Origin of the sequence: Amycolatopsis sp. NPDC051102 (assembly GCF_040682815.1) — a bacterium.
Lineage (GTDB): Bacteria > Actinomycetota > Actinomycetes > Mycobacteriales > Pseudonocardiaceae > Amycolatopsis.
In genome coordinates this window covers 183,634-209,441 of the sequence record NZ_JBFBBT010000009.1, presented here as the reverse complement: position 1 = coordinate 209,441, position 25,808 = coordinate 183,634, and the positions used below count along the sequence as shown (strand labels likewise).

The following is a 25,808-nucleotide window of genomic DNA, read 5'->3' as shown; positions in this document are numbered from 1 at the left end:
TTGTTGCCACTGCGCCGGATCCCCTGCCATGGCGTACAAAGGACGGAAGAGGTGATGCCGGATGACACCCTCGCCCGTGCGGTGGGAAAGACGGCGCCGCTGGGCGGTCGTTGCCGCCTTGGCCGTCGTTCTTGTTTCCGCTCCTTCCGTCTTTGCCGCGCTTGCTCCGGGTGGGGCCGGTTCCGATCCTTCCCGGCTGCGCAGTCTCGTGCTCGGCTCCGCCGGACGGCCGTACCAGGGTTACGCCGAAAGCGCCGGCTCCCTTGCCCTGCCGGAACTGCCCAACCTCGGGGCCGTCACCGCGCTCTTCTCCATGCGGACGCCGATGCGTGTGTGGTACGCCGGGCCCGATCGGTATCGGGTCGACATCCTCGGCACCGCCGGTGAGCACGATGTCTACCGGCTGCCCGATGGGGAATACACCTGGGACTACGGGGACAACACCCTCACCGAGCTGATCGGTGATCCCGGTGTCCGGCTGCCGCGGGGCGCGGACCTGTTGCCGCCCGAGCTTGCGCGGCGGGTCCTGCGCGCCGCGCAGGGGGATCCGGTGAGTGCGCTTCCCGGGCGGAACGTCGCCGGTGTCGCCGCTTCGGGGTTCCGGCTCGTTCCCGCCGATCCGGACACCACCATCGGTCGCGTCGACGTCTGGGCGGATCCGGTCACCGGGGTGGCCGTGCGGGTCGAGCTCACCGCTCGGGGGCAGGACGCGCCGATTCTGGTCACCGAGTTCGGGCAGCTCGACCAGACTGCTCCCGTCGTCGAGGCGCCGCGGCCGGTGCTCGGGTCCGGGTTCACCGTGGCGAGCGCTCCGGATGTTGCCGACACGCTCGGTGCGTACAGCCAGGTGCCGCTGCCGTCGCGGCTCGCCGGGCGTTCGGTGACGTCGTCGGACTTCGGGGGCGTTCAGGGCGCCGCGCTGTACGGCGCCGGGCTGGCCTCCTTCGCCGTCATCGCCGTGCCGCGGACCGTGGCCAACGCGGCGAGCGATGCCGCCGGGAAAGCCGGTGCGGTGCAGGTCAGGCTGGCCGCCGGCAGTGTCGTGCAGCTGTCGATCACCCCGCTGTCGCTGGGCATCGTGCGGTCGTCGGTGTCCCGCCGCTCCTACCTGCTGGCCGGGACCGTGACGCCGGCCGTGCTGAAGTCCGTGGCGGACGAGCTGTCCCGGCTGCGCCGGAGCGGCCCGTGATCGTCACGCGCGCGCTGACCAAGCGCTACGGCCGCACCGTGGCCGTCGACGCCGTCGACCTCGACGTCCGCGAGGGCGACCGCTACGGCTTCCTCGGGCCCAACGGCTCGGGCAAGACCACCCTGGTCCGGATGCTGCTCGGGCTCGTCTACGCGACGGCCGGGGAGATCGAGGTGCTCGGGAAGCCGGTGCCGAAACGGGTCGCCGAGGTGCTGCCCCAGGTCGGCGCGCTCGTCGAGGGGCCGGCCGCCTACCCGCACCTGTCCGGGCGGCGGAACCTGGCGCTGCTCGACGCCGCCGGGCGCGGCGGTGGCCGGCGGACGCGCCGGCGTCGCATCGGCGAAGCCCTCGAACAGGTCGGGCTGGGCGGGGTCGACCAGCGGCCCGTCAAGGCGTACTCGCTGGGGATGCGGCAACGGCTCGGGCTCGCCGGCGCGCTGCTGCGGCGGCCGCGGCTGCTCATCCTCGACGAGCCGACGAACGGGTTGGACCCGCAGGGCATCAAGGAGATCCGCGAGCTGCTGGTGGAGCTGAACGCGGGCGGCACCACGGTGTTCCTGTCCAGCCACCTGCTGGCCGAGGTGGAACAGCTGTGCACGCGCGTCGGCGTCGTCGACCGCGGCCGGCTGGTGCTGGAGGAGGACCTGGGCACGCTGCGGGCGGCGACCGGCCGGGTGCTGGTCGGCACGCCGGACCCCGCGGCGGCGGCCGCGGTCCTCGACGGGCAGCTCGAAGCCCGCGACGGCGACCGGCTCGTCATCCGGCACGACGACCCGGCGGCGCTGAACGCCCTGCTCGTCGAAGCGGGTGTGCGCGTGACGTCCATCCACGCCGAGCAGCGGACGCTGGAACAGGTCGTCCTCGACGTGACGGGTCCGGGCTCGGACCGGTTCGGGGCGGCCGGGTGATCGGCGTCGAACTGCGGAAGCTCGCGCTGCGGCCGCGGGTGTGGGTCAGCGTGCTGCTGCTGTGCCTGCTGCCGGCCATCGTCGGCGTCTTCCTGGCGACGGCCGACTTCGCGCCGCCGCCCGGGCAGGGCGGGGCGTTCCTCTCAGCAGTCGTCAACGACGGCGCGCTGTACCCGGCGGCCGCGCTCGCACTGGTGCTGCCGCTGTTCCTGCCGATCGCGGTCGCGGTGGTCGCGGGCGACGCGATCGCGGGCGAGGCGTCCAGCGGCACGCTGCGGTACCTGCTCGTGCGTCCGGTCGGCCGGACCCGGTTGCTGGCCGCGAAGATGGTGGCGCTGGCCGTGTACGTGACCGCGGCGATCGTCATCGTCGTGCTGACGTCCCTGGTGCTGGGGGTGTTCCTGTTCGGCACCGGCGGCACCCCGGGTGTCGCGGGTCCGGGCGGCCAGCCGTCCGGCGTGACGTCGTTGTCGGGGCAGTCGCTCAGTTCGTCGGCGCTCGGCCTGCGGCTGCTGGGCGCGGTGACCTACATCGTGGTGTCGATGCTGGGCTTCGCCGCGATCACGGTGTTCCTTTCGACGGTCACCGACTCGGCGCTGGGGGCCGCGCTGGGCGGGCTGGCCGCGTTGATCATCAGCTCGGTGCTGGAAACGCTGGACGCGGCCGCGTCCGTGAAGCCGTACCTGCCGACGCACTACTGGCTGTCGTGGATCGACTTCTTCCGCGATCCGGTGCTGTGGCGCAACATCGACCACGGGCTGCTGCTGCAGGCCGGCTACATCGTGGTGTTCTTCGGGGCCGCGTGGGCGAACTTCGCGACGAAGGACGTCACGAGCTGAGGCACTCCGCGGGCGGTTCGAGCGGGGTGGTGCCGAGCGCCTGCAGAACGATTTCGGTGACGGCGGGATCGGTGGGCAGGTCGCCGTGGCCGGCGGAGTTGCCGGGGCAGACCTGCTGCAGCTCGACGTTGACGGCGCCGTCGACCCGGGCGGAGTCCGGCGGCGTCACCGTCTCGTCCCGGTCCGTCCAGAGGGACAGCCACGGCAGGGACGGCGGGACCGGCTGCTTGGCCAGCTCCTGCAGGAGGCTGCTGCCCGGCGCCAGCTGCACGCACGCGGTGGGGCACGCGCCGGGGACCAGCGCCCCGCCCGCCGTGGCCAGCCCGGTGCCGTGCATCGGCGCACCGAGCGTCACGACCCGCCGTGCCTGGTGCAGGCCGCCTTCCCGGCTGACCCACAGCCGTGCGACGACACCGCCGGCGGAGTACCCGACGACGTCGACCGAGGGGGCGCCCTGTTCGTACGCCTTCTCGACGGCTTCGGCGAGGACGCCGGCCTGTTCGACGAGGTCACCGGTGCCGTCGCCGGCCAGGGTGAGCACTTCGGCGGACCGGCCGGTGGCCTGCCGGATCCGCTCGGCGAGGGTCTCGAGGGCGTCCCGGCCGCCGCCGTACCCGGGTACGAGGAGCACGGGACCGGGCTTGCCCTGGTCCGGAACCCCGGTTTCCGGCGCGGCCTTCGCCCCGGAGGCGACGACGAAGCCGGCGACGACGACAGCGGCGATGACGCCGGCGACGCTGCTCAGCATCAACCGCCGCCGCGGGCTGATACCGCGCCACCAGGCCGTGATCCGCACCCCTCCATGATGACCCGTCCCACGCTCGGCCGCCGTGATCCAGCGGGCATCACGCGTGATTGAAGAGGCATCACGCGTGACTGAAGAGGCATCATGCGTGATTGAAGAGGCATCACGCGTGATTGAAGAGGCATCACGGTGATGCCCCGCCAGTCACGGGTGATGCCTCTTTGCACGGGTTTCCGGGTCAACCGGCGCCGTAGCAGACGTAGCTGGCGGCCGCGGGGGAGTCCGGGAGCTCCGCCTGGGCCCGGGCCAGCGCCGCGGCCGGGGTCAGGCCGGAGGCCAGGTGGCGGTGGTGGCGGAGCATCAGGGCGCGGCCCGCGTCGTCCGGGATCGGGAGGACCGTGGCCACCAGGCTCGTCGTGCCCAGGGCGAGCAGGGCCGAGGCCAGGCCCAGCAGCTCGTCGCCCGCGTGGATCGCCGAGCGGCCCGAGTCGCAGCCCGACAGCACCACCTGGCGCGGCGGGCGGGCCAGGCGCTCCAGGTCGTACACCGTCAGCGGGCCGTCGGCGAGACTCAGCGCCGAGAACAGCGGGTTGTCCGTGCGGAACACCCCGTGCGCCGCGATGTGGCCGAGCGCCGCGCCGTCGAGAGCCGCGAGCACCGGCTCGACCCGCGCGGTGCGGCCGGTGAACCGCCGGGCGCCCGGGTAGCGGCGGGCCAGCGCGGCGGCCTCCGCGGCGGCGTGCGGCAGCCCCGGGCCGGCCACGACGACGTGGTCGCCGTTCTCACCGCGGGGTGCGGTTGCCGCGCGGTGCCACAGTGCCGCCGACGGCGTCAGTGACACCGGCCGTCCGTGACAGCCCGGCAGCGCCGGCCACGGCAGCTCGTGCAGCCGCCCGGTCGGGACGATCACCAGCGGGCCGTCGCCGAGCGGGAGCGGGGCGAGCAGCAGGTCGTCGAGGCGGCGGGCCGTCCGGGCGGCCAGCTCCGCGAACGAGCCGAGGCCGAACGCCGACCGCCGCAGCGCGAAGCGCAGCTCGTCCAGGCGTTCCGCGGCTTCGGTCGCCGGGCCGAGCTCGCACCGCCGCAGCCGGCCGCCGGTGACGACGAGCGCGGACAGCCGTCCGTCCAGCTCCAGGTATTCCACCAGCGTGGCCGGGCCCAGCGCCGCGGCGAGCTCCGCGCGGCCCGGCACCGGAGTGTCCGATGTGGACACTCCGCCGGCGTGCCGGGCCCGGTCGCGCACCGCCTTCTCCAGCCGGGCTTGGCGACGCAGCAGGGTCCGTGCCTGGCCGGTTCCGGCCGCGAGGTCGACGGCGATCTGGCGCACCGCGGCGAGGTCCGCGGCCAGGCCCTCGTCGTCCGGCGGCCGGGCCGGCCGCAGCCGCAACGCGCCGGCGTGGCGCAGCTCCGCCCAGCGCAGCACGGCTTCGGCGTGCCCCCGTTCGACAGCGAGCCGCAGCCCCAGCGCGGTCAGCTCGCTCGCGTGGCCCGACGCGTGGGCACGCAGCTCGCTCGCCCCGAGGCCGGCGCGGAACCGCTCGATCACCCGGACACCGGCGCGAACGGCGGCGTCCGCGCCCCGGCGGTCGCCGTGGACCAGCCGCAGCAACGCCGTCGCGTGCCAGGCCCGGGCCCGCAACTCGGCCGGGCCACCGCGGCCGGCCCGGCCGACGACCGTCAGCTCCGCCTCCGCGACCGCCGGCCGGTCGAGGGCCAGGGCCAGCGACGCGACGATCAGCCGCGCGTCCAGGGCCGCGACCACCCAGCCCGCGTCGGTGAGCGCCGCGACCGTGCGCTGTCCGGACCGGAGCATCGCGGTCGTCCGGAGCCCGCTGTCACGACGGGCGCGCAGGGCCAGGTAGCCGCCGAGCGCGGCCCAGCCCGGACGGCGCTGCCGGGCCGCCGACCGCTGCGCCAGCGTGGCTTCACGCAACGCCGTCGCCGGGTCGCCGTCAAGCAGGGCGACCTTCGCCAGCACGAGCCGTGCCTGGACGAGGTCGACGGCGTTGCGACGGCGTTCGTACGCCGCGACGGCGTCCGTAGCGGCTTCGCGCGCTTCGGCGATCAGGCGGACGGAGAGCAGCGTCTCGGCGCGTTCGATCGGCAGCAACCCCGGGTCGGTCCCGGCCTCCTCGTACCGCGCGGCGGCTTCGTCGTAGGCGGTGAGCGCGGCCGGGACGTTACCGCGGACGGTGGCGGCGAGCCCGCGGTTCTGCCACACCATCGCCGTCCGTCCGATGTGGCCGGTCGCGGCGAAGCCGGCTTCGGCGCGGCGCAGGTCGTCCTCGGCGCCCCGCCAGTCACCGAGCCGGGCCAGCACGATGCTGCGGTTGGTGCGGATCGTCGCCTCGATCAGGGCGTCTCCGCCCGCCGCGCGCAACGTGGCGAGCGCGGCCGCGAACTCCGCGGCGGCGTCCCCGAACCGGCTGATCTCGGTGAGCACGACGGCCCGCTGCATCCGCAGCCGCGCGGCCGCCGGCCCGGTCAGCTCGGGCATCGCGCGGTCGAGCTCGCGCAACGCCTCGGCGGTGCGGCCGGTCAGCGTCAGCACGTACCCGAGCACCCCGCGCGTCTGGGCGGCCCGCTCGCGCAACCCGGCGCCGTCGGCCAGCCGGACCGCTGCTCGCAGCCGGGTTTCGGCGTCGGCGAGCCGGCCCGTGGACACCCCGGCGAGGCCGAGCGCGTGCTCGGCGACCGCGGCCGCCTCGGCGTGCCCGTTCGCTTCGGCGAGCGCCGCTTCGGCCAGCGCCCGCGCCTTGGCCGGGGCGGTGAACGCGAGGTCCGCGGCGGCGACGGCCTTCGCCAGGGCGCCGGTCATCGCCGCTTGTGCCCGCTTCGGCCGGTGGGTACCAATTCGGCCAAAAGCAGGCCGGCCCCTGCGCGGCACGTAACCATCGTTGCGAAGTCATCCGGCCGTGGCTGTGGCCGGATTGGTACCGATCGGCGCAGTATCAGTTGTAAGGGCTCGCGGATCGGGTTGCCGACCCGTTCAGCCATGACCGGTCCCGGAGGGGGACACATGACCCGATACCGCCATCGAGCCGGCGAACTGCTGGTCCATGCCGACGATTGTGCCGCGCTGCGCCCTGAACTGGCAGCGTTCGGCTACCACCCGGCCGGGGGTGCCGGCCCGCTGCGCCGCTTCACCGGCACGCGCCCGGTCCCCGAAGTGCTCGCCGCGCTGGGCGGCCGCGGCGCGAGCCCGAACCACGTCTTCGGCCTCGACCGCATCATCTGGGGCGACCTGCGGCCGCGGCCCACCAACAACAAGCTGACCCCGGTGCCCGCGGCCGGACACATCGAGGTGCGCGCCGGCGTCATCGACACCGGCATCGTGCTCAAGGACGGCGAACCGCACGAGTTCCTCGGCACGCGCGTCCGCTTCGACCCGGAGGACACCGTCCGGGTCGTCCGCGGCGAAGACGGCAACCCGGTCGGCTCCGCCGGGCACGGGACGTTCGTCGCGGGGGTGGTGCTGGCGCACGCCGGGCCGGCCGTGGGCGTCCGGATGAAGGGCGTGATCGACGAGCAGAGCGGCGACGCCGAAGACCTGGCCGTGGCGAACGCGATCGACGACCTCCGCGAGGAGGGCGTCACCCTGATCAACCTGTCCTTCTCGGGCCAGACCTACGAAGACCAGCCGCCGAAGGCGATCGAGGCCGCGCTGGCCCGGTTGTCCCCGGAAACGGTCGTGGTCGCCTCGGCCGGGAACCGGGGACTGCGGCAGCGGGTCTACCCGGCCGGGATCAAGCTCGGGCCCACGGTCGCCGGGCAGGTCGACGACAAGCACGCCCTGGTCCTGCCGATCGGCTCGGCCGACGTCACGCTCACCCCGCGCGTCGCGGACTTCAGCAACTTCGGGCCGTGGATCGCTGCCTACGCCGACGGGGTCGACGTGCTCGGGCCGTACTTCCACCCCGGCTACCCGGCGCAGCCGCCGGACGAGGTGCCGAGGTTCAACGGCTACGCGGTCTGGAGCGGCACTTCGTTCTCGGCCGCGATCGTCACCGGCAGGATCGCCGCGCTGATGTCCCCGGACGTCACGGCCCGGGACGCGGCCGGGAAGGTGCTCGCGGCCGCCGGGTCGCTCACCGTGTCCGACGTGAACGGCAGCGGCGAGGTGCCGTTCGTGAGCTAGAGGCTCGCCCAGCCGGTGGTGACCGTCGTGCCGTCCGCGGCGGTCACCGCGACCCGGGTCGCTCCGCGCGGCAGGCCCGCCGCCGTGAACCAGCCTTCCGCGCCGATCGGGCGGACGTGCCGTTCGCCCGCCACTTCGATGACCGCGTCGCCGGTGGCCCCGGTGATCAGGCCGCGCAAGGAGACCCGGCCGTCCGCGTACTCCACCTGCAGTTCCACCGACACCCGCGCCGACTCGAACGACAGCAGCCGGACGTCTTCGCCGTCCGCGCGGACCGCGCCGGCTTCGGCCAGGTCCGAGTCGAAGGCCAGGTTCGCCAGCTCGGCGTCGAGGTCGCGGGTGGTCAGCGCGGCGCGGGCCTGGCGCAGCACGAGGTCCGGCACCGGGTCGGCCCGGCCGGCCGCCGCGCGCAGGGTCTCCATGAGCTCGTCGTCTTCGGTCACGTCCGGTCCTCCGTCCCGAGCCCGGCCTGGCCGGCCCGCTCGCGCAGCCGGCCCAGGCAGCGCTGCCGGGTCGGGCCGATGCTGCCGACCGGTATGTCGAGGGCGGCCGACACCTCCGCGTACGACGGCGGGGGCGTGGCCATGAGCACGCGCAGCAGCTGACGGCACTGGTCCGACAGCTTTTCCAGGGCCTGCCACAGCGTGGCGTCGCGCTCGTCGAGCAGCAGGGCGGCATCGACGGCCGCGCCGGGCGCCGGCTCGCTTTGCCAGACCTCGTCGTCGGTGGGGCGCTCCCGGCAGGCGCGGCGGATCTGGCGGAGGCACTCGTGCCGGGCGGTGGTGGCCAGCCAGCCGGGCAGCCGTTCCGGGTCCTTGATCCGGCCCAGGTTTTCGACGAGCTTCAGCCACGTCGTCTGGACGGCGTCGGCCGCGTCGGCGTCGGAAAGGCGATGGGCGCGGGCGATCGACCAGAGCAGGCTCGCGTACCGGTCGACGAGGGCGTCCCAGGCCGCCTGGTCGCCGCGCGCCGCCGCCTCGAGCAGGGTCGTGGTGTCCACTTCGCCTCCCGTTGCCCCGCTCAGCCTAACCAGGAGCGGCCCTTCGGACCGGTACGCCATCGGGGGACTCCTTCCCGTCTTCCCCCCGCTCAGCCGATCCGGTGAGAGCGCGGGAAATACCTGAACCCGCGCCCGGCGGCCGTCGTGTGCCCGGTGGGAGTGGTGGAGACGGATCGGGGTGAGGGTCGTGCGGACCGTCGTGCTCGTGCTGCTGGTGGTGGACCTGGTCGCGTGCGGACAGCCGGTGACGGAGGTGAAGGGCACCGCGGTGCCGGTGCCGGTGCGCACCAGCGCGCCCGCGGGCGCGCTGCTCGGGGACACGCCGGTGGCGTCAGGTACGCCGTTGCCTGAAGCTGTTCAGACCATTTCCGCGTCGGCGTCCCGGTCGGTGGTTGTCGGAGGCTGATACTCCTCAGCCCGCTTCCGGCGCACCGGTTTCAGCTGCGCGACCACGACGGCGGCGAGCACGATCGCCGCGCCGAGCAGCTGCCACGGCGTCAGCCGCTGGCCGAGCACGAGCCAGCCGAGCAGGGTCGCCACGACCGGGCTGAGCAGACCGAGGAACGTCACGTGCGTCGCGGACAGCGCGCGGATGCCGCGGAACCACAGCGCGTACGCGAACGCGGCGCCGACCAGTGCCAGGTAGGCGTAGCCGGCGAGGTTCGCGCCGGACAGCGACGCGGGCGGCGGGCCTTCGACGGCCAGGGTGACCGGCACGAGCACCAGCCCGCCGGCGACGAGCTGCCAGCCGGTGGTGGCCAGCAGGGGCGCGGGGGAGGTCCAGCGCTTGCTCAGCACGACGCCGGTGGCCATCACGACCGCCCCGCCGGCGGCGGCGGCGACGCCGAGCGCGTCGAGCCGGGCGGTGGACTGCAGGACCAGGAGGCTGACGCCGGCGACCCCGGCGACGCCGGCGAGCACGATCCGCCGGGTCAGGCGTTCGCCGAGCAGGCCCGTGGCCAAGCCCGCGACGATCAGCGGCTGCAGGGCGCCGAGGGTGGCGGCGACCCCGCCGGGCAGCCGGTAGGCGGCGACGAACAGCAGCGCGAGGAAGGCGCCGATGTTCAGCGTGCCGAGCACGAGCGAGCGCCACCACCAGTCGCCCTTCGGCAGCCGCCGGGTGAGCGCGACCAGCAGCAGCCCGGCGGGCAGGGCGCGGATGACGGCGGCGAGCAGCGGGCGGCCGGGCGGCAGGAACTCGGTGGTGACGAGGTAGGTGGTGCCCCAGATGGCCGGCGCCAGTGCGGTCACGAGCAGGAGAGAGAGTCGATTGTTTAGCACTAAGGTAGATTACCTCAGCACTAAGGTATCTCGCTACCAGCTCACTTACCGCTAAGGCATCCGTTACGCTGTGCCGATGGCCGACCACGTGGACCGGGTCCTCGAGCAGTGGCACGCCGAGCGCCCCGACCTCGACGTCTCCCCGATGGCGGTGATCGGCCGGCTGTCCCGGCTCGGTGCGCTGGTGGACGCCGAGCTGCGCCGCACGTTCGCCCGGCACGGCCTCGACCGCGCATCCTTCGACGTCCTCGCGACCCTGCGCCGCAGCGGGCCGCCCTACCGGCTGACCCCGACGGAGCTGATGCGCTCGGCGATGGTGACGTCGGGGGCGATCACCCAGCGCCTCGACAAGCTGGAGGCGAACGGCCTGGTCGAGCGCACCCCGGACGAGACGGACGGCCGCGCGGTCCGGGTGGCCCTGACCGACGCGGGCGGCGAGCTGATCGACCGCGCGCTGCCGGACCACGTGGAGACCGAGCACCGCATCCTGGCCGCGTTGAGCACGGGGGAGCGGGAGGAGCTGGCCGCGACCCTGCGGACCCTGCTGGAGAGCCTGGGCGGCGCGGGGTCCTAGGAGATCCGGCGCACCGGTTCGCCACCCAGCAGGGAGTCGAGGTCGATGCGGCCGCCCGCGGCCGCCAGGACCGCGTCGATCGCCAGGTCGACGTCCAGCTTGCGGCCGTGCTGGTCGGCGTACGCGCGCATCAGGTTGCCGATGTGCCGTTCCGGGTTGCGCCACGTCGGCCAGCGAAGGGACGCCTGCTTCGCCAGCTTGGTGAAGTTGGACTGGCGCGTCGTCGCCTCCAGCAGCCACTCCAGGTAGACGCGCATCGCGTGGAACGCTGTGTGCCCCGGCATCGCCACCGGGCCGTGGCCCGGGACCAGCGTGCGCGGGCGGAACGTGTCCTGCAGCCAGTCGAGCGCGTCGAGCCAGCCGGGGATCGAGCCGTGCACCGCCAGCGGGGTGTCGCCGATGAACACCAGGTCGCCGGTGAACAGCGTGCCCGAACGCGGCTCGTGCACCACCAGGTCGCCCGCCGTGTGGGCGGCGCCCGGCACGGCCACGACGTCGATCGCCGCGCCGCCGAGGTCCAGCCGGTGCCAGCCCGTCACCGGCCGGACCGCCTCCGGCTCCGGCGGCTCGAGCACGCCCCAGCTCGTGTACGTGAAGACGTTGCCGTAGGTCTGCGGCCCGGCCTTGACCAGGTCGATGCTGCCGGGCGCGGCCAGCGCCGTGCCGCCGTCGCGCAGGGCGACGCCGAGGCCGTTGTGGTGCTCGCCGTGGGCGTGCGTGATGACGACCGTGAGCTCCTGGTCGCCCGCGTACTTGCGGACGTCGCGCAGCAGCTCCAGCGTCGCCTGCTCGGTGCCGCAGGTGTCGATCAGCGCGACGCCCTCGCTGCCCTGGATCCAGCCGCTGTTCGCGACGAACCACCCGGCCGGGCTCTTCACGTACGCCACCACACCCGGCCGCGCGTGCCGGAGCGGGACGATGTTCGATCTGACGGCCGGCATGCTTTCCTCCCCTGAACGGACGAAGCGGTTAACGACGGTGGCCGGACCAGGTTGCGCGGATCCTCCGGGAATGTGCGGCCGTCCCCCAGGTGGCGGTCTAGACCAATGGGGATATTAGGAGCGGGCCCGGCGGGCTGTCACTGACAGAATCGGACACTGACGGGTGAACTTTTGCCGGGCATTCCGGGTGAATTTCGGTCGGCCGACCGGCCGAGAATTTTTCGGATTTCGCTGTGGCCAGGGTCTTGACAGTCGATCACGACCGTCCATACTGGTATATACCTTTATGGGAGGGTCCGGGCCGAAAAAAGAGGGGGACTTCGCGCTCACGGGCCGACGGAAGGTCTGAGGGGTCCTTCCGTCGGCCGCGCGAAGGCCGGTGACCGGCAGTTGACACAGATACTGGTACGAACCAGTATGTCTCCTGCCGTCCGGGAGGAGAAACATGACGGGGGAACACGTCCGGATCGACAACCGGCTGATCCACGGGCAGGTCACCGTCGCGTGGACCCGCCGCCTCGGGGTCCGGCGGCTGGTCGTCTGCAACGACGACGTCGCCGCCGACGAGCTCCAGCGGATGCTGCTCCCGCAGGCCGCCCGCGGGCTGCCCACCGACGTCCTGTCCGTCGAAGCCACGCTCGCCGCCGAGCCCGGCGCGGACGCCATGATCATCGCGAAGGACCCCGCGGACGTCTTCCGCCTCGTCGAAGGCGGGCTGCGGCCCGAGGTCGTCAACGTCGGCAACGTCGCCCCCCGTCCGGGTGAAAAGAGCACCATGGTCACCCGCTCGGTCGCGGTCACCGCGGACGAGGCCGACGCCTACCGCAAGCTCGCCGCCGCGGGCGTCCCGCTGGTCACGCAGCTGCTGCCGCAGGACAAACCCGCCGAATTCGTCTCGTTGCTCGACCGGAAAGGGCTCTAGCTCCGGATGCTCGTCGCGTTGGCCCTGACCCTGTGGGCGATCTACTGCACGTACGACGGCCTCGGGCCGTTCCTCATCTACGCCCAGCGGCCGCTGATCGCCGGCTCGGTCGCCGGGCTGATCACCGGCCACCCGCTGCTCGGCCTGCTGATCGGCGCGACGCTGGAGCTGGCCGCGCTCGGCGTCTACACCTACGGCGGGGCGACGATCCCGGACTACCAGACCGGCGCGATCGTCGGCACCGCGCTGGCCGCGGGCGCCACCGGCGACGCCGCCGCGCAGGCGGCGATCGGGATCGGCGTGGGGCTGCCCGCGGCGATCCTGCTCTCGGCGCTGGACCCGGTCGGCAAGATGGTGACGACCGCCCTGGTGCACCGGGCCGACGGCTACGCCGCCGACGGCAACGCGCGCGGCCTGGCGATGATCCACTGGGTGAGCCTGATCCCGTGGGTGGCGGTGCGCGCGATCCCGACGTTCCTGGCCGCGCTCGCCGCGTCCGGCGGGCTGGTCAAGGACATCACCGCGAGCATCCCGGCCGGGTTCGTGCAGGGCATGACGCTCGCCGGGTCGCTGCTGCCGGCGGTCGGCTTCGCGCTGCTGCTCGGCATGATGGAGCTGTCGCGGTACTGGTACCTGCTGCTGATCGGCTTCGTCGGGTTCGCCTACCTGCACCTGCCGGTGTTCGGGATCGCGCTCGTCGGCGTCGCGGTCGCGATGCTGTTCGTGACGCTGAAACGCGACGAACCCGTGCTCGCCGTCCCCGAGGCCGCCGCCGAGGAGCCCGCCGCGGACCCGCGGCTGACGAAGCAGGACCTGCGCCGCGCGTTCCGCCGGTACTTCTGGTCCAGCCAGATCTCCTGGAACTACGAGCGGATGCAGGCGCTCGGCTTCGCGTATTCGATGGAGCCGGTGCTGCGCCGGCTGTACCCCGAGAAGGCCGACTACGTCGCCGGCCTGCAGCGGCACCTGCAGTTCTTCAACACCTCCGTGCTCGTCGGCGGCCCGCTGATCCTCGGCTCCAGCGTCGCGCTGGAGGAGGCGGGGACGCCGAAGTCGGCGGCGAGCACCAAGGTCGCGCTGATGGGGCCGATGGCCGGCATCGGCGACACCGTCGTCTTCGCGCTGTACAACAGCATCGTGTTCACCATGGGCGCGTCGTGGGCGCTGCAGGGCAACTGGCTCGGCCCGGCCTTCGCCGCGGTGATGGTGCTCGTGCCGTACGCGCTGGTGCGGCGCTGGCAGTTCTCCTTCGCCTACCGCGAGGGCAAGCGGCTGGCCGGGCACCTCGCCGCCGGCGCGCTCGCGCGCGTCGCGCAGGGGGCGACCGTGCTCGGGTTCGTCGTCCTCGGCGGCTTCATCCCGTCGATCGTCAAGGTCGTCACGACGCTCACCTACCGGCAGACCACCACGGTCCAGGGGCAGCCGGTGACGCAGGCCGTGGCGATCCAGGACCGGCTCGACGAGCTGCTCCCGTTCCTGCTGCCGGCGCTCGTCACCGCCGGGGTTTACCTGCTGACGGTCAAGGCGCGGCTGCGGCCGGTCTGGGTCATCGGCATCGTCGTCGTCGCCGGGGTGGTTCTGGGGTGGCTCGGCTGGTTCGCGCCGTCGGCCCCGGCGAAGAGTTAGGGGTCGTCATGAGTGTTCCGATCATCCTGGCCGGTCACGGCCGCCTGCCGTCGGGCGTCGGGGAAGCCGCCGAGATGATCCTCGGCCCGCAGGCGCGGCTGAAGGTGTGCGAGCTGAGCCCGCGTGACAGCCCCGAGGAGTTCGGCCGCCGGGTGCTCGCGCTGGCCCACGACGCCGCCGGCGTGCTCGTGCTCGCCGACCTGCACGGCGGCTCGCCGTTCAACGCCGTCCGCGCGCTCGCCGCCGGTCCCGGCCCGCGCATCGAGCTGGTCTCCGGGCTGAACCTGCCGATGCTGCTGGAAGTCCTGCTGCACACGACCGACGACGTCACCGAGCTCGCCGGGGTGGCCCGCGCCGCCGGCCGCGACGGCGTCGTCGACGTCCTGGAATCGACCTGGTGACCGCCGCGCTCCTGCTCGCCGCGCAGGACGTCCGGATCACGCCGGGGCCCGGGCACCGGCTCGGCGGGTACCTGGCCCGGCACGGCGTCGCGACCGGCACGCACGACGACCTCGAGGCGTCGCTGATCTGGCTGTCCACCGAGGACGACCCCGGCGTGGTGTGGGTGGCGCTGGACGCCCTCGCCGTCGACGCCGGGCTGACCCGCATCCTGGCCGACGCGGTCGCCGCGGCGGTGGACATCGACCCGGACCGGGTGCTGGTCTGCGCGTCGCACACGCATTCCGGGCCCGAGGGCTGGACCGGCCAGCTGCACCCCGGGCTGCCGGGGCAGCGCGACGCCGGGCTGGTCGGCCGGATGGCGGAGAAGGTCACCGGCGCCGCGCTGCGGCTGCGGGCCTGCCGCGGCCGGGTCCGCGCGCGCTGGCACGCGGGCGAGACGGAGGCCGTCGGCGGCAACCGCTACCGGCCCGACGGGCCGCACGACACGTCGTTCGGCGTGCTCGAACTGCGTCGCGACGACGGCAGCCCGGCCGCGCTGCTGTTCGACTACGCGAGCCACCCCACGGTGCTCGGCCCGGACAACCTCGCCTGGTCGGCGGACTGGCCGGGCGCGACCCGCCGCGAGCTGGCCACGCTGGTCGGGCAGCCGGTCGCGGCGTTCCTGCAGGGCGCGGCGGGCGACGCGAGCTCCCGGTTCGTCCGCCGCGGCCGCGACCACGCCGAGGTCCGCACGCTCGGCGGCCACCTGGCGACGTCGATCGCGCGCACGCTCGCGGCGGTGTCGTCGCCGGCGGCGGCCGGCGGCCCGGTGCGGCTGACCCGGTCCACGCTGCACCTGCCCTACCGCGAGGTGCCGTCGCTCGAGGACAGCGTCGAGCTGCGCGAAGAGGCCGAAGCCGAGTGGCAGCGCGAGCTGGCCCGCCACGGCGAGGACCACCCGGCGGTCCGGATCGCGCAGACCCGGTACGAGGGCTGCGCGATGCTCGCGACGATGGCGGCGGGCGGCCGGCCCACCGGCTGCGCCGAGGTGCCGGTCAGCGTGGTGTCGCTGGGGGAGATCGCGTGGCTGCACACGCCGTTCGAGCTGTTCGCGTCCCTCGGCCTGCGCATCCGCCGCGGCAGCCCGTTCCGCCACACGCGGGTGATCGGCTACACCGACGGGTACCTGGGCTACCTGCCGGACGCGGAAGGTCACCGCGACGGGATCTACGAGTCGTACGTGACGCTGTTCGGCCCGGAGTCCGCGGACGTGCTGGTGGAGCACTGCCTGAAGGTGCTGCGGGCGCACCAGCTCGGCTGAAGCCCGGTCAGGAGGCCGGGCTGCGCCGCGCCTGCGTGAAGACGGTGTAGCGGTCGGCCCGGTACAGCGACCGGCCCGCTTCGATGACGCCGCCGCTCTGGTCGTGCAGGGTGCCCTCGATGATCAGGCAGGGCTGGGTGGCTTCGATGCCGAGCAGGGCCGCGTCGTGGCTGTTCGGCAGCACCGCGGAGATCGCCGTGTCGTTCCACTCGGCCCGCACGCCCCAGCGTTCCTCGATGGTGCGGTGCAGGGACTGGGTCTCCCAGTCGAACAGCTCGATGTCCGGGAACCGGTCGACGGACAGGTTGGTGCGCTCGACGGCGAACGGCTCGTCCTCGACGTACCGGAGCCGTTCGAGCCGGAACACCCGCGCGCCCGGCGGCACGTTGAGCCGTCCGGCGATGCGCGGGCCCGCGCTTTCGACCTCGGCGTGCAGCACCTTCGTCTTCGGGACCACGCCGCGGGCCTGCATGTCCTCGGTGAACGAGGTCAGCATGTCGATGTGCGCCGCCTGCCGGTCGGCGGTGAAGGTCGCGGTGCCGTGCTGGCGGTAGAGGACGCCGTCCGCGACGAGCCGGTTGATCTCCTGCCGCACGGTGCCGCGCGCCACCTGGAAGTGCTCGGCGAGGAACCGTTCCGACGGCATCAGCCGTCCGGGCCCGGCTTCGGCCGCGACGCTTTCCAGGATTTCCCGCAGCTGCTCGCCCTTCGGCCGCCCCGGCTGCAGCGCGTCCGGAAGGCGCAGATCGCTCGCGGCGACGTGTTTCGGACGGGGCATGGGTTCAGTATGTCGCGCGGCGCCCACGGAGGTAACACCCGGAGCGGCTCGGCGGCAGCGGGATGGACGAGCGGCGCACGCAGTCCAGCTGGTGATGCGCCCGCTCCGGCTCGGCCGGAAAGCCGCGGCGGGGCCCTTTCGGCCGCCGCCGTATACGCCTCAGCGAGGCGGCGGAATCCGGTGGCTAGGTCCGCGGCGGAAGCCTTGCGCGGCGGTGCGGCTTGCGCCGCGGCACGCCTGGGCCTCGGCGGCGGCCTCCGCCGCTGTTCGCGCTCCGGTGCGGCCGGCGCAGCGGAATCCGGTGAAAAGTCCGCCGTGGAAGCCTTTGCCAGCGGCGCGGGCGGCCGGTGGGGCTCGTGCGGGATGTCGCGGCGGCCGCCGCTGTGCGCGCCCCGGCGCGGCTCGTGCGGTGGCGCGAGCCGGAAAGCCGCGGCGGCCACCTCGCCGCCGCCGTCGACACCCCGCGCGGCTCAACCGGTGGCGCACAGGTCGTGAGTGGCAAGGAGAGTTCTAACTCCCCTCACCACTCACGACCGGCCGCGGCGGACCGCCGGAACTGTCGGTCCCCGCCGGTAAGCTGGAGACCGGGGGCCGGAGGCCTCGCCGCTCAGCCCGTCGCCCGGCCGCCGAGCCTGGTCAGGAACTCCGCCGCGGCCGCTTCCCCGGTCACGTGGCCCACCGCCCGGTACAGCCCCTCGGCCTCCCGGGCCGTTCCCTCGGCCAGCATCGACCGGCCCGCCGCCGCCTGGACCGCCGCCAAGCCCAGCAACGCCTCCGCCTCCACCACGCGGAACCCGCCCGCGCGGGCCGCGTCGAGGGCCGTTCGCGCGTGCTCGCCCGCTTCGCCCGGGCGGCCGGCCGCCGCCAAGACCCGGGCCAGCGTCGCGGCCGCTTCGGCCAGCTGGCCGCGGAGGCCCGACTCCGCCGTCAGGGACCGGGCCTCGCGCAGGACACCCTCCGCCGCGTCGAGGTCGCCGCGGCCCTCCTCCGCCCTGCCCAGTGCGATCAGGGCCGCCGCCTCGACCTGGCGGTCGCCGTCGCGGCGGACGCACTCCAGGGCCGCCTCCGCCGTGGCCACCGCCGCCGCGTGGTCGCCGCGGGCGATCTGCACCGCGCTCACCACGTTCAGCGCCGTGGCCTCGCCGAAGCTGGACCCCACCTCCCGGAACGCCGCCAACGCCTGGTCGAGGACCTCCCCGGCCTCCGCCAGCCGGCCCGTGGCGAGCAGGATCGAGCCCAGGTCGGCGAGGTTGGCCGCCTCCCAGAACGCCAGATCCTCCTTGCGGGCCAGCGCGATCGCCTCGACCAGGCAGTCCTCCGCCTGCTCCAGCCGGCCGAGCTGGCGGTAGTGGCAGCTCAGCGAGTTCAGCGCGAGCGCCTCGCCCGACCGGTTGGCCAGCTCGCGGAACAGCTGGATCGCCCGGCGGCTGTGCTCCACCGCCTCCGACAGCCGGCCGGTCCACTCCAGCATCGCGCCCAGGTTCGCCACCGCCGTCGCCTCGCACTGGCGCCAGCCGCACGCGCGGCTCGCCAGCACCGCCTTCTCCGAGTGCCGGATGCCCGCTTCGTGCTGGCCTTCGCGGAAGTACGCGCCGCCGATCGACAGCTGCACCAGCGCCTCCGCGGGCTGCGCGCCGTGGTCCTGCGCCGCGCGCAGCACGATCGGGGCCAGCTCGAGCCACTCCGCGCGACGGCCGTGGTCGTGGAAGAACCGCCGCAACGCGTCGGCGAGGTACCAGGCGCCGGGGTACGGCCCGCGCGCCGCGGCCTGCCGCAGCGCCGCCGACAGGTTGGGCACCTCGACGTCCAGCCAGGCGACGGCCGCGGCCGCGTCGGTGAAGGCAACGGGGCTTGGCGCCGACGGCGCGTCTTCGCGGGGGAGCGCCACGATCCGCGCGCCCAGGAGCGCCACCGCGGCGTCCGCGGCCGCGCAGTAACCGGTGAACAACCGCTCCCACGCCCGGTCGCGCGCCGGTTCGTCCTCCTCCGCCCGGACGCACTGCTCGGCGTAGCGGCGGGCGAGGTCGTGGAAGCGGTAGCGGCGGGGCGCGTGCGCCTCGAGGAGGTTCGCGGCGGTCAGCCCGCGCAGCCGGCGGGTCGCCTCCTCGGGCGGCGCGGCCAGCAGCGCCGCCGCGTCGACCGCCGTGAAGTCGGTCCCCGGCACCAGCGCGAGCAGCCGGAACGCCTGCCGCAGCCCGGGCGGCAACGCCTGGTACGACACCGAAAACGCCTTGGCGACCGCGCTTTCGCCGTCCCCGTCGAAGCTGAGCTGGGCCAGGGGGTCGCCACGCAGCTCGTCGACCAGCTCGCCGATGCTGGCGACACCGGTGTTCGCCGCGGCGATCCGCAGCGCCAGCGGGTGGTGGCCGCAGAGGCGGGCCAGTTCGGCGGCCGCCTCCGGTTCGGCCGCCGTCCGGTCGCCGAGCAACGCGGTCAGCAGCGCCCGGGAGTCGTCCTCGCGCAGCTGCGCCAGCCCCAGCGACCGCGCGCCGACGCGGGCGACCAGCTCGTCGAGCCGGTGCCGGCTGGTCACCAGCACCCGGCCCGACGACGGCAGCAGCGGCAGCACCTGCGCGGTGTCGCGGGCGTTGTCCAGCACCACCAGGGCCTGCCGGTCGGCCAGCAGCGACCGGTAGAGCTTGCTCTGGTCGTCGACGCCCGGCGGCACGTCCCGCAGGTCGACGCCGAGGGTGCGCAGCAGCTGCGCGAGCGCGGCGGCGGGGGTGAGCGGCTCGTCGTCGGCGTCGAAGCCGCGCAGGTTCACGTACAGCTGGCCGTCGGGGAAGCGCGTCCGCGCGGTGTGCGCCCAGTGCACGGCCAGCGCCGTCTTGCCGACGCCCGCGGTGCCGGTGATCACCCAGACGTCCCCGGGTTCGTCGAGCGCGGCCAGTTCCGGCGCGCGGCCGGCGAACCCGCGGACGTCCAGCGGCAGTTCGGCGGGCCGCGGCGCGACCGGGGCGGCGGGCGGCGCCGGCTCGCCCTCGCCGCGCAGGATCCGCATCCGCAGGTCCTGCAGCGCCTGGCCGGGTTCGATGCCCAGCTCGTCGACCAGCAGCTCGTGCGCCCGCGTGTACGTCTCGAGCGCTTCCGGGGTCCGGCCGCAGCGGTGCAGCGCCAGCATCAGCGCGGCCCGCAGGCGTTCGCGGAACGGGTGTTCGCCGACGAGCCGCCGCAGTTCCCCGACGACCTCGCCGTGCCGCCCTGACACGAGTTCCTGCTCGTACAGCTCCTCCAGCACGACCAGCCGGCGTTCGGCCAGCGCCGGGCCTTCGTGCGCGGCCAGTTCCTCGCTGACCCCGCCGAGCGGGGTGCCCTCCCACAGGGCGAGCGCGGCCCGCAGGTGCGCGACGGCGTCCGGCCCGGACGTGGCCCTGGCCTGCGCGACCTCGTCGTCGAACACGTCGAGGTCGCGCTCGCCGGGCGCGACCTCGATGAGGTAGCCGGACGCGTGCCGCACGATGACGTCCCGGCCGAGCAGCTTCCGCAGTTCCGAGATGTGCACCTGCAGCCGCCCGCGCACGCTCGGCGGCGCGTCTTCGCCCCAGGTCAGGTCGATGAGCCGGTCTTCGGTGACCACCCGGTTGGGGTTGAGCAGCAGCGCGGCCAGCACGGACGTCTGCTTCCGGCCACCGGGCCGCACCAGGCCGGTCTCGCCGAGAACGGTGATCGGCCCCAGCAGGCGGTAGCGCACGTGATACCCCCGGGAAGGCGGACCGAAGCGGAACGGAAGTGCCGTGATCGACCCTACTGTGCCGGTGGTTGCCGATCCGACCACAGCCACGGCCGGACGGCTTCGTGGCGACGGCGGCAACGGTAGACAGGACGGAAGGGAGGCCACGAGTGGATCGAGACGACGCGGAGCGGCTGCTGTTCGTGTGCTTCCCGGAAGGGGGCGAAGCGGCCGGGCGCTACCGGGCCTGGCGCGATCCCCGGATCGCGGTGCACGTCGTCGAGCTGCCCGGCCGCGGCGGGCGCCGCGAGGAGCACCCGTACCGGGACATGTGGCTGCTGGTCGAGTCACTGGCCGCCGAGCTGGCGGGGTCGCTGGGCCGCCCGCACGTGCTGTTCGGGGCGGGACTCGGCGCGCTCGTCGCCTACCGGCTGGCCCAGCGGCGGGTGGCCGCGGGACTGGGGGTCCCGCGGGCACTCGTCGTGGCGCACCAGGCACCGCCGGACCGGGCGGCGCGGGCGGTGCCGGACCAGGCGGAGCCCGCCGACGTCAGCCTGCTGGTCAGCGACGGGCACGTACCCGTCGCGCCACCGCTGCCGTGCCCGATCCGCGGGTTCGGCGAGCCGCAGGTGATGACGGGCTGGGGTGAGCACACCAGCGCGGGGTTCGTGCTCACCCCGGCGCGGGCGCAGGACAGCGCGGCCCTGCTGCGTGACGCGGTGCTGCGGGCGGGCTACCTGATCTCGGCGCTGGCCGGGCCGCCGCCGGGGCTGCCGGAGGCATAGCCCGACGCGCGGGCGGTGGCCGGCCCGGGATAAGCACGCCGGCGCGGGGTGCTCATCCCGGCGCGGGCGCGGGGCGGCTTCGCCCGGGCTGACCGAACCCGCGAATGCATAAGCACTGTTACAATTGGTGCGTGATCCGGCCGTGCTGACCCGCGCCCTCGTCGACCTGACGCCGCTGCGCACGTCACCGCCGTTCCGGCGGCTCTGGCTGGGCCGGGTCTGCTCCGGCTTCGGCGCCCAGATGACCCTCGTCGCCGTGATGTTCCAGGTGTGGGAGCAGACCCGGAGCACCGTGTGGACCGGCGCCGTCGGGCTCGCGCAGGCCCTGCCCGTCATCGTCTTCGGCTTGTTCGCCGGGTCGCTCGTCGACCGCGTCGACCGGCGGAAGTTCGCCCTCGTCACCACGGCCGGGCAGGCCGGCTGCTCGGTGCTGCTCGCCGTGCAGGGGTTCCTCGCGGACGTGCCGGTGCTCGCCGTGCTCGGCCTGGTCGCCGCCCAGTCGTGTTTCGTCGCGGGCGGCGGGCCGGCCGCGCGCACGTTCGTCCCGCGGCTGCTGCCGCCGGAGCAGCTGCCCGCCGGGCTGGCGCTGAACCGGATCGCCTTCCAGGGCTCGATGCTGCTCGGTCCGGCGCTCGGCGGCCTCGTCCTCGGGCGCTTCGGCGTCGGCGGCTGCTACGTCGTCGACGCGCTCACCTTCGGCATGGCCTTCTACGGCCTGTTCGGCCTGCCGGAGATGCGGCCCGGCGGCGAACCGGCGCGGCCGGGGGTGCGCGGAGTGCTCGACGGCCTCGCCTTCCTCGTGCGGACGCCTGTCGTGCGGGGTGCGCTGCTCACCGACCTCGCCGCCACCGTCCTGTCCATGCCGATCAGCCTCTTCCCGCTGGTCAACGCCGAGCGCTTCGACGGCGACCCGCGCACCCTCGGCCTGTTCCTCTCGGCCGTCGCCGCGGGCGGGGTCGCGGCGTCGGTGTTCTCCGGGACGTTCACCCGGCTGCCGCGGCCGGGCCGGGTGATGCTTGCGGGGTCGGCCGTGTGGGGCGTCGCGCTCAGCGGTTTCGGCCTGGCGTCCAGTCCGTGGCCGGCGCTCGCGTGCCTCGTCGTCGCGGGCGCGGCCGACACGGTTTCGGTGGTCACGCGCGGCGCGCTCGTGCAGCTGGCCACCCCGGACGCGCTGCTGGGCCGGGTCGCCGCGGCCGAACAGATCGTCGGCCAGGCCGGGCCGGACGTCGGCAACCTGCGCGGCGGTCTCGTCGCCGGTGCCACCTCCGGGACGTTCGCGCTGGTCAGTGGCGGGGTGCTGTGCGTCGCCGCGGTGATGGCGGTCGGCGCGGCCACGCCCGGCCTGCGCCGCTTCGTCACGCCCGCGAGCTGAATTGCGGTGCGGGCACCGGGGTTTCGCGTCCCATTCACCGGCCGGCCCGGTGGCGGCTGCGAGGAATCGGTCTCCCGGACCTCGGCGCCGCCGGGGAGCGCCTATTGGGCCGATCGGCCGCTCTCGCCTTCACCCGTCCGGACCTGTCGGACAACCGGCCCCGAGCAGGGCATCCGTCGCCCTGGCTTCCCCGCCGACGGCGCACGCGACCCCATTCTCGATCAATTCGGCGAAGTGTCCATAAATTGTCCGAGAATGGGAATCGCCCTCGTTTTCTTCGGAAAAATTTCGGAACGATCGAGTTGTGTGGACTATCGAAGCGTGACGGCCGGGGTCTCGTTTCCCGCCGCCGATCGGTGTCCTCGGACCGTTCCGGCCTGGTCGTGACGGCCACCACCTGCGGTGGCGAGATCACGAAACCCGACGTCTTGCCGTGGGTTTGTTCCCCTCGTATGGACTGACCCTGTCAGTGGGTAACCTGATCGCCCGCTTGTCACTCTTTCGCGTGAACGTGACATGACATATTTCTCGGCAACGCAATTGCGGCCCGGGAAATCGTCATCTACAGTCCGGCTGATCCCGGCCGAACGAGCCGTATTCCGTGATCCGCAGAATCTTCCCCGAGGAGTGGCATGCCCCAACGCCCCTCGACGCGCCGGCTCGCCGTGCTCGCCCTGATCGCCGTCCTGGTGACCGGGTGCAGCCAGCTGAAGGGCTCCACCACCGCCGGTGCCGTCGAAAAGCCGTCGATCCGGGTCGCGATCCTCACCACCGTCGACCTCGCCACCCTGTGGCTGGCGCAGGAGGGCGGGTACTTCAAGGCCGAGGGCCTCGAGGTGCAGACCGACGTCGGCGCCAGCGGCCAGGAAACGCTGACCCGGATGGTGAGCGGCCAGGACGACCTCGCGCTGTCCACCTACCCGCTGTTCTTCCTCGCCAAGAACAGCGGCACCGCCGACATCAAGCTGGTGGCCGACGGCACGTCGGCGAGCCCGCGCAGCAACGAGGTCGTCACCGTGCCGAACTCGCCGGTCAAGACCGTGAACGACCTCACCGGCAAGCGCATCGCCATCAGCTCGAAGAACGCGGCTTCGGACGTGCTGACCCGGTCGGTGATGCACGACCACGGCATCGACGTGAGCAAGGTGCAGTGGGTGCCGATGCCGCTGCCGGAGATGGGCGCCGCGCTGGCGCAGGGCCGGGTCGACGCGGCCTACCAGCCCGAACCGTTCCTGACCCAGGCCGCCAAGACCGCCGGTGCCTACCCGGTGGTCGACGCGGCCAGCGGCAGCACCCAGGCGTTCCCCCTCACCGGCTACGGCGCCACCGCCAAGTGGGTCCAGGACCACCCGAAGACGGTGCAGGCGTTCCAGCGCGCGATGGTCAACGCCACGCGCGCGGCGGTGGACCGGTCCCGGATCGAACCGCTCGTCGTCCGCAACGCCCACGTCGACCAGGACATCGCCAGCCTGATGGTGATGCCGGCCTTCGGGTCCACCTTGGACGCCCGCCGCATCCAGCGGGTCCCGGACCTGCTGCAGCAGCTGGGCGTCGTCCAGACGAAGATCGACGCCTCCTCGATGATCGCCCCGCAGGCCGGCACCGGCTGAGCCGGGGACGGGCCGCGAAGGGCGGGTGCGCGAGATCGCGCACCCGCCCTTTTTTCGTGCGGCCGGACTTTTCCCGATGGGCGGGCATCGTGAGATTTTCGGACCGCCGCCGACGAGTCCGGTTTCGGTGGTTCGCACCTTGACACGATCGCCGCCGCACCCCACCCTCTTCATACCGACCGCGCGGTACGTCGGTGTCCACATGGTGAGAGGGTCAAGGATGACGCTTCCCGGCGAGGGCCTCCTCGTGGCCGACGGCCTGACCGTGCGCTTCGGCGGCCTCACCGCCCTGCACGACGTCCGGCTCAGCGTCGAGGCGGGCACCGTGGTCGGGGTGATCGGGCCCAACGGCGCGGGCAAGACGACGCTGTTCAACGTCATCTGCGGATTCGTCCGGCCACAGGCGGGCCGCGTTCTGTGGCGCGGGAAGCCGCTCGTCCGGCACCGGCCGGACCACCTCGCCGGGCTCGGCATCGTCCGGACGCTGCAGGGCCTGGGCCTGTTCCCCGGCCTGACCGTGCTCGAGAACGTGCTGACGGGCGCGAGCCGCCACGCCCGGACCGGCGTGCTCCCGGCCCTCGCCGGCGCCGGCCGGTCGGCCCGCGACGAAGCCGCGCTGGCCGACCGCGCCCGTGCGGCCCTGGGCGAGCTGGGCATCGCCGACCTGGCCGACCGGCTGCCCGGCGTCCTGCCCTACGGCGTGCGCAAGCGCGTCGCGCTCGCCAGGGCCCTGGTGGCCGAGCCGGACCTGCTGCTGCTCGACGAGCCGGCGAGCGGGCTCTCGGCCGCCGAGCTCCTCGAGCTCTCGACGCTGATCGTGTCGTTGCGCCGGCAGATGGCCGTGGTGCTCGTCGAGCACCACATGGACCTGGTGATGGAGGTCTGCGACCGGGTGGTGGTGCTCAACTTCGGCGAGGTGATCGCGGCGGGCACCCCGGCCGAGATCCAGGCCGACCCCCGCGTGGCCGAGGCCTACCTCGGTGACCCCGCCGAGGAGGCGCCCGGTGCTTGAGATCGAAGACCTTTCCGTGGCCTACGGCGCCGTCCGGGCCCTCGACGGCGTCGGCGTCACCGTCGAACGCGGGGGGATCACCGCCGTGCTCGGCGCGAACGGGGCCGGGAAGACCACGCTGCTGCGGACCATCAGCGGCCTGCAGCCCGCCCGTGCCGGCCGGATCACCTGGGACGGGCGGGAACTCACCGGGCTCGCGCCGGACCGCATCGCGCGCGGCGGGGTGGCGCTCGTGCCCGAAGGCGGCGGGGTGATCACCGAACTGACCGTCGACGAGAACCTCCGGCTGGGTGCGCTGTGGCGGCGTGACCGCGCCGACCGCGCCGCCGCGCGCAAGGAGGTCTACGAACTCTTCCCCGCCCTGGACGAACGTTCGGCGAAACCCGCCTCGACGCTCTCCGGCGGGGAACGGCAGATGCTCGCCATCGGGCGCGCCCTGATGAGCCGGCCCGGGTTGCTGCTGCTCGACGAACCGTCGCTCGGGCTCGCGCCGCTGATCACCGCGCGGATCATGGGCATCCTGCGCGACCTGCGCGCGTCCACCGGGCTCACCGTCGTGCTCGTCGAGCAGAACGCGCACAGCGCCCTGTCCATCGCCGACCGCGGGTACGTCCTCGCGCTCGGGCGGGTGGTGGCCGTCGACACCGCGGCGGAACTGCTGGCCGACGACGGCCTCCGCCACGCCTACCTCGGTTTCTGACCCACTCACCAGGAGG

Annotated in this window: 23 protein-coding genes; 15 read left to right on the top strand and 8 right to left on the bottom strand. The window is 74.0% G+C overall.

The genetic code is table 11. The features are described 5' to 3' along the window. Positions 1-208: 208 nt before the first annotated feature. The 3 genes from AB0M93_RS25425 to AB0M93_RS25415 are packed head-to-tail and all read left to right on the top strand — an operon-like array spanning position 209 to position 2,936. Positions 209-1,189 carry a hypothetical protein gene (locus tag AB0M93_RS25425; protein ID WP_364276835.1) on the top strand — a complete coding sequence of 327 codons (981 nt, stop codon included), beginning with the start codon at positions 209-211 and terminating at the stop codon, positions 1,187-1,189. Next, complete coding sequence (locus AB0M93_RS25420) at positions 1,186-2,097, top strand: ABC transporter ATP-binding protein (RefSeq protein ID WP_364276833.1); 912 nt, start codon at positions 1,186-1,188, stop codon at positions 2,095-2,097. The genes AB0M93_RS25425 and AB0M93_RS25420 overlap by 4 nt, the downstream gene beginning before the upstream one ends. Next, complete coding sequence (locus tag AB0M93_RS25415; RefSeq protein WP_364276831.1) at positions 2,094-2,936, top strand: ABC transporter permease; 843 nt, start codon at positions 2,094-2,096, stop codon at positions 2,934-2,936. The genes AB0M93_RS25420 and AB0M93_RS25415 overlap by 4 nt, the downstream gene beginning before the upstream one ends. Here AB0M93_RS25415 and AB0M93_RS25410 read toward each other — a convergent pair. Both AB0M93_RS25410 and AB0M93_RS25405 read right to left on the bottom strand, forming a co-directional pair. Then, positions 2,926-3,732, bottom strand: coding sequence for a lipase (locus AB0M93_RS25410; RefSeq protein WP_364276829.1), 807 nt, complete (start codon positions 3,730-3,732; stop codon positions 2,926-2,928). The genes AB0M93_RS25415 and AB0M93_RS25410 overlap by 11 nt on opposite strands. A 187-nt stretch (positions 3,733-3,919) precedes the next feature. Continuing rightward, positions 3,920-6,499, bottom strand: a complete 2,580-nt coding sequence (locus AB0M93_RS25405; protein WP_364276827.1) for a CHAT domain-containing protein — start codon at positions 6,497-6,499, stop codon at positions 3,920-3,922. A gap of 201 nt (positions 6,500-6,700) precedes the next feature. Here AB0M93_RS25405 and AB0M93_RS25400 point away from each other — a divergent pair, with 201 nt between their 5' ends. After that, positions 6,701-7,819 carry a S8/S53 family peptidase gene (locus AB0M93_RS25400; protein ID WP_364276826.1) on the top strand — a complete coding sequence of 373 codons (1,119 nt, stop codon included), beginning with the start codon at positions 6,701-6,703 and terminating at the stop codon, positions 7,817-7,819. Here the strand turns inward: AB0M93_RS25400 and AB0M93_RS25395 are convergent. Further along, positions 7,816-8,262, bottom strand: a complete 447-nt coding sequence (locus AB0M93_RS25395) for a hypothetical protein (protein ID WP_364276824.1) — start codon at positions 8,260-8,262, stop codon at positions 7,816-7,818. The two genes, AB0M93_RS25400 and AB0M93_RS25395, sit on opposite strands and share 4 nt — an antisense overlap. Next, complete coding sequence (locus tag AB0M93_RS25390) at positions 8,259-8,819, bottom strand: sigma-70 family RNA polymerase sigma factor (RefSeq protein ID WP_364276822.1); 561 nt, start codon at positions 8,817-8,819, stop codon at positions 8,259-8,261. Before AB0M93_RS25390 ends, AB0M93_RS25395 begins: the two co-directional genes overlap by 4 nt. Positions 8,820-9,006: 187 nt before the next feature. On the opposite strand from AB0M93_RS25390, the gene AB0M93_RS25385 reads away from it, so the two are divergent. Then, positions 9,007-9,225: a hypothetical protein gene (locus AB0M93_RS25385; RefSeq protein ID WP_364276820.1), complete on the top strand. Its 219-nt coding sequence runs from the start codon at positions 9,007-9,009 to the stop codon at positions 9,223-9,225. Here AB0M93_RS25385 and AB0M93_RS25380 read toward each other — a convergent pair. Continuing rightward, positions 9,177-10,100, bottom strand: a complete 924-nt coding sequence (locus AB0M93_RS25380) for an EamA family transporter (RefSeq protein ID WP_364276818.1) — start codon at positions 10,098-10,100, stop codon at positions 9,177-9,179. The two genes, AB0M93_RS25385 and AB0M93_RS25380, sit on opposite strands and share 49 nt — an antisense overlap. 76 nt (positions 10,101-10,176) lie before the next feature. Between AB0M93_RS25380 and AB0M93_RS25375 the strand changes: the two genes are divergently transcribed. After that, a complete protein-coding gene (locus AB0M93_RS25375; protein ID WP_364276816.1) occupies positions 10,177-10,674 on the top strand; it encodes a MarR family transcriptional regulator in 498 nt (165 codons plus the stop codon). Here AB0M93_RS25375 and AB0M93_RS25370 read toward each other — a convergent pair. After that, positions 10,671-11,615 (bottom strand): MBL fold metallo-hydrolase, encoded by a 945-nt coding sequence (locus AB0M93_RS25370; protein ID WP_364276814.1) that lies wholly within the window; start codon positions 11,613-11,615, stop codon positions 10,671-10,673. The genes AB0M93_RS25375 and AB0M93_RS25370 overlap by 4 nt on opposite strands. Positions 11,616-12,060: 445 nt before the next feature. Between AB0M93_RS25370 and AB0M93_RS25365 the strand changes: the two genes are divergently transcribed. The 4 genes from AB0M93_RS25365 to AB0M93_RS25350 are packed head-to-tail and all read left to right on the top strand — an operon-like array spanning position 12,061 to position 15,865. Next, complete coding sequence (locus tag AB0M93_RS25365; RefSeq protein ID WP_364276812.1) at positions 12,061-12,537, top strand: PTS sugar transporter subunit IIB; 477 nt, start codon at positions 12,061-12,063, stop codon at positions 12,535-12,537. An 18-nt stretch (positions 12,538-12,555) separates the two neighbouring features. Next, positions 12,556-14,163 carry a PTS system mannose/fructose/sorbose family transporter subunit IID gene (locus AB0M93_RS25360; protein ID WP_364276811.1) on the top strand — a complete coding sequence of 536 codons (1,608 nt, stop codon included), beginning with the start codon at positions 12,556-12,558 and terminating at the stop codon, positions 14,161-14,163. An 8-nt stretch (positions 14,164-14,171) separates the two neighbouring features. Next, positions 14,172-14,564, top strand: a complete 393-nt coding sequence (locus AB0M93_RS25355) for a PTS mannose transporter subunit IIAB (protein ID WP_364276809.1) — start codon at positions 14,172-14,174, stop codon at positions 14,562-14,564. Beyond that, entirely contained in the window at positions 14,561-15,865 is a 1,305-nt protein-coding gene (locus tag AB0M93_RS25350; protein ID WP_364276807.1) for a hypothetical protein, read from the top strand. Before AB0M93_RS25355 ends, AB0M93_RS25350 begins: the two co-directional genes overlap by 4 nt. 7 nt (positions 15,866-15,872) lie before the next feature. On the opposite strand, the gene AB0M93_RS25345 is transcribed toward AB0M93_RS25350, so the two are convergent. Further along, complete coding sequence (locus AB0M93_RS25345) at positions 15,873-16,643, bottom strand: GntR family transcriptional regulator (protein ID WP_364276805.1); 771 nt, start codon at positions 16,641-16,643, stop codon at positions 15,873-15,875. A gap of 607 nt (positions 16,644-17,250) precedes the next feature. Continuing rightward, positions 17,251-20,334 (bottom strand): BTAD domain-containing putative transcriptional regulator, encoded by a 3,084-nt coding sequence (locus AB0M93_RS25340; protein ID WP_364276803.1) that lies wholly within the window; start codon positions 20,332-20,334, stop codon positions 17,251-17,253. A gap of 149 nt (positions 20,335-20,483) precedes the next feature. On the opposite strand from AB0M93_RS25340, the gene AB0M93_RS25335 reads away from it, so the two are divergent. The 5 genes from AB0M93_RS25335 to AB0M93_RS25315 all read left to right on the top strand — a co-directional run bounded on the left by AB0M93_RS25335 (position 20,484) and on the right by AB0M93_RS25315 (position 25,792). Continuing rightward, positions 20,484-21,098, top strand: a complete 615-nt coding sequence (locus AB0M93_RS25335; protein WP_364276801.1) for a thioesterase domain-containing protein — start codon at positions 20,484-20,486, stop codon at positions 21,096-21,098. 127 nt (positions 21,099-21,225) lie between these two features. Further along, on the top strand, positions 21,226-22,470 hold the full coding sequence (locus AB0M93_RS25330) for an MFS transporter (RefSeq protein WP_364276799.1): 1,245 nt from the start codon (positions 21,226-21,228) through the stop codon (positions 22,468-22,470). A 632-nt stretch (positions 22,471-23,102) separates the two neighbouring features. After that, positions 23,103-24,080: an ABC transporter substrate-binding protein gene (locus AB0M93_RS25325; protein ID WP_364276797.1), complete on the top strand. Its 978-nt coding sequence runs from the start codon at positions 23,103-23,105 to the stop codon at positions 24,078-24,080. Positions 24,081-24,300: 220 nt separating this feature from the next. After that, entirely contained in the window at positions 24,301-25,092 is a 792-nt protein-coding gene (locus AB0M93_RS25320) for an ABC transporter ATP-binding protein (protein WP_364276795.1), read from the top strand. Next, complete coding sequence (locus AB0M93_RS25315; protein WP_364276793.1) at positions 25,085-25,792, top strand: ABC transporter ATP-binding protein; 708 nt, start codon at positions 25,085-25,087, stop codon at positions 25,790-25,792. The genes AB0M93_RS25320 and AB0M93_RS25315 overlap by 8 nt, the downstream gene beginning before the upstream one ends. Positions 25,793-25,808 lie beyond the last annotated feature (16 nt).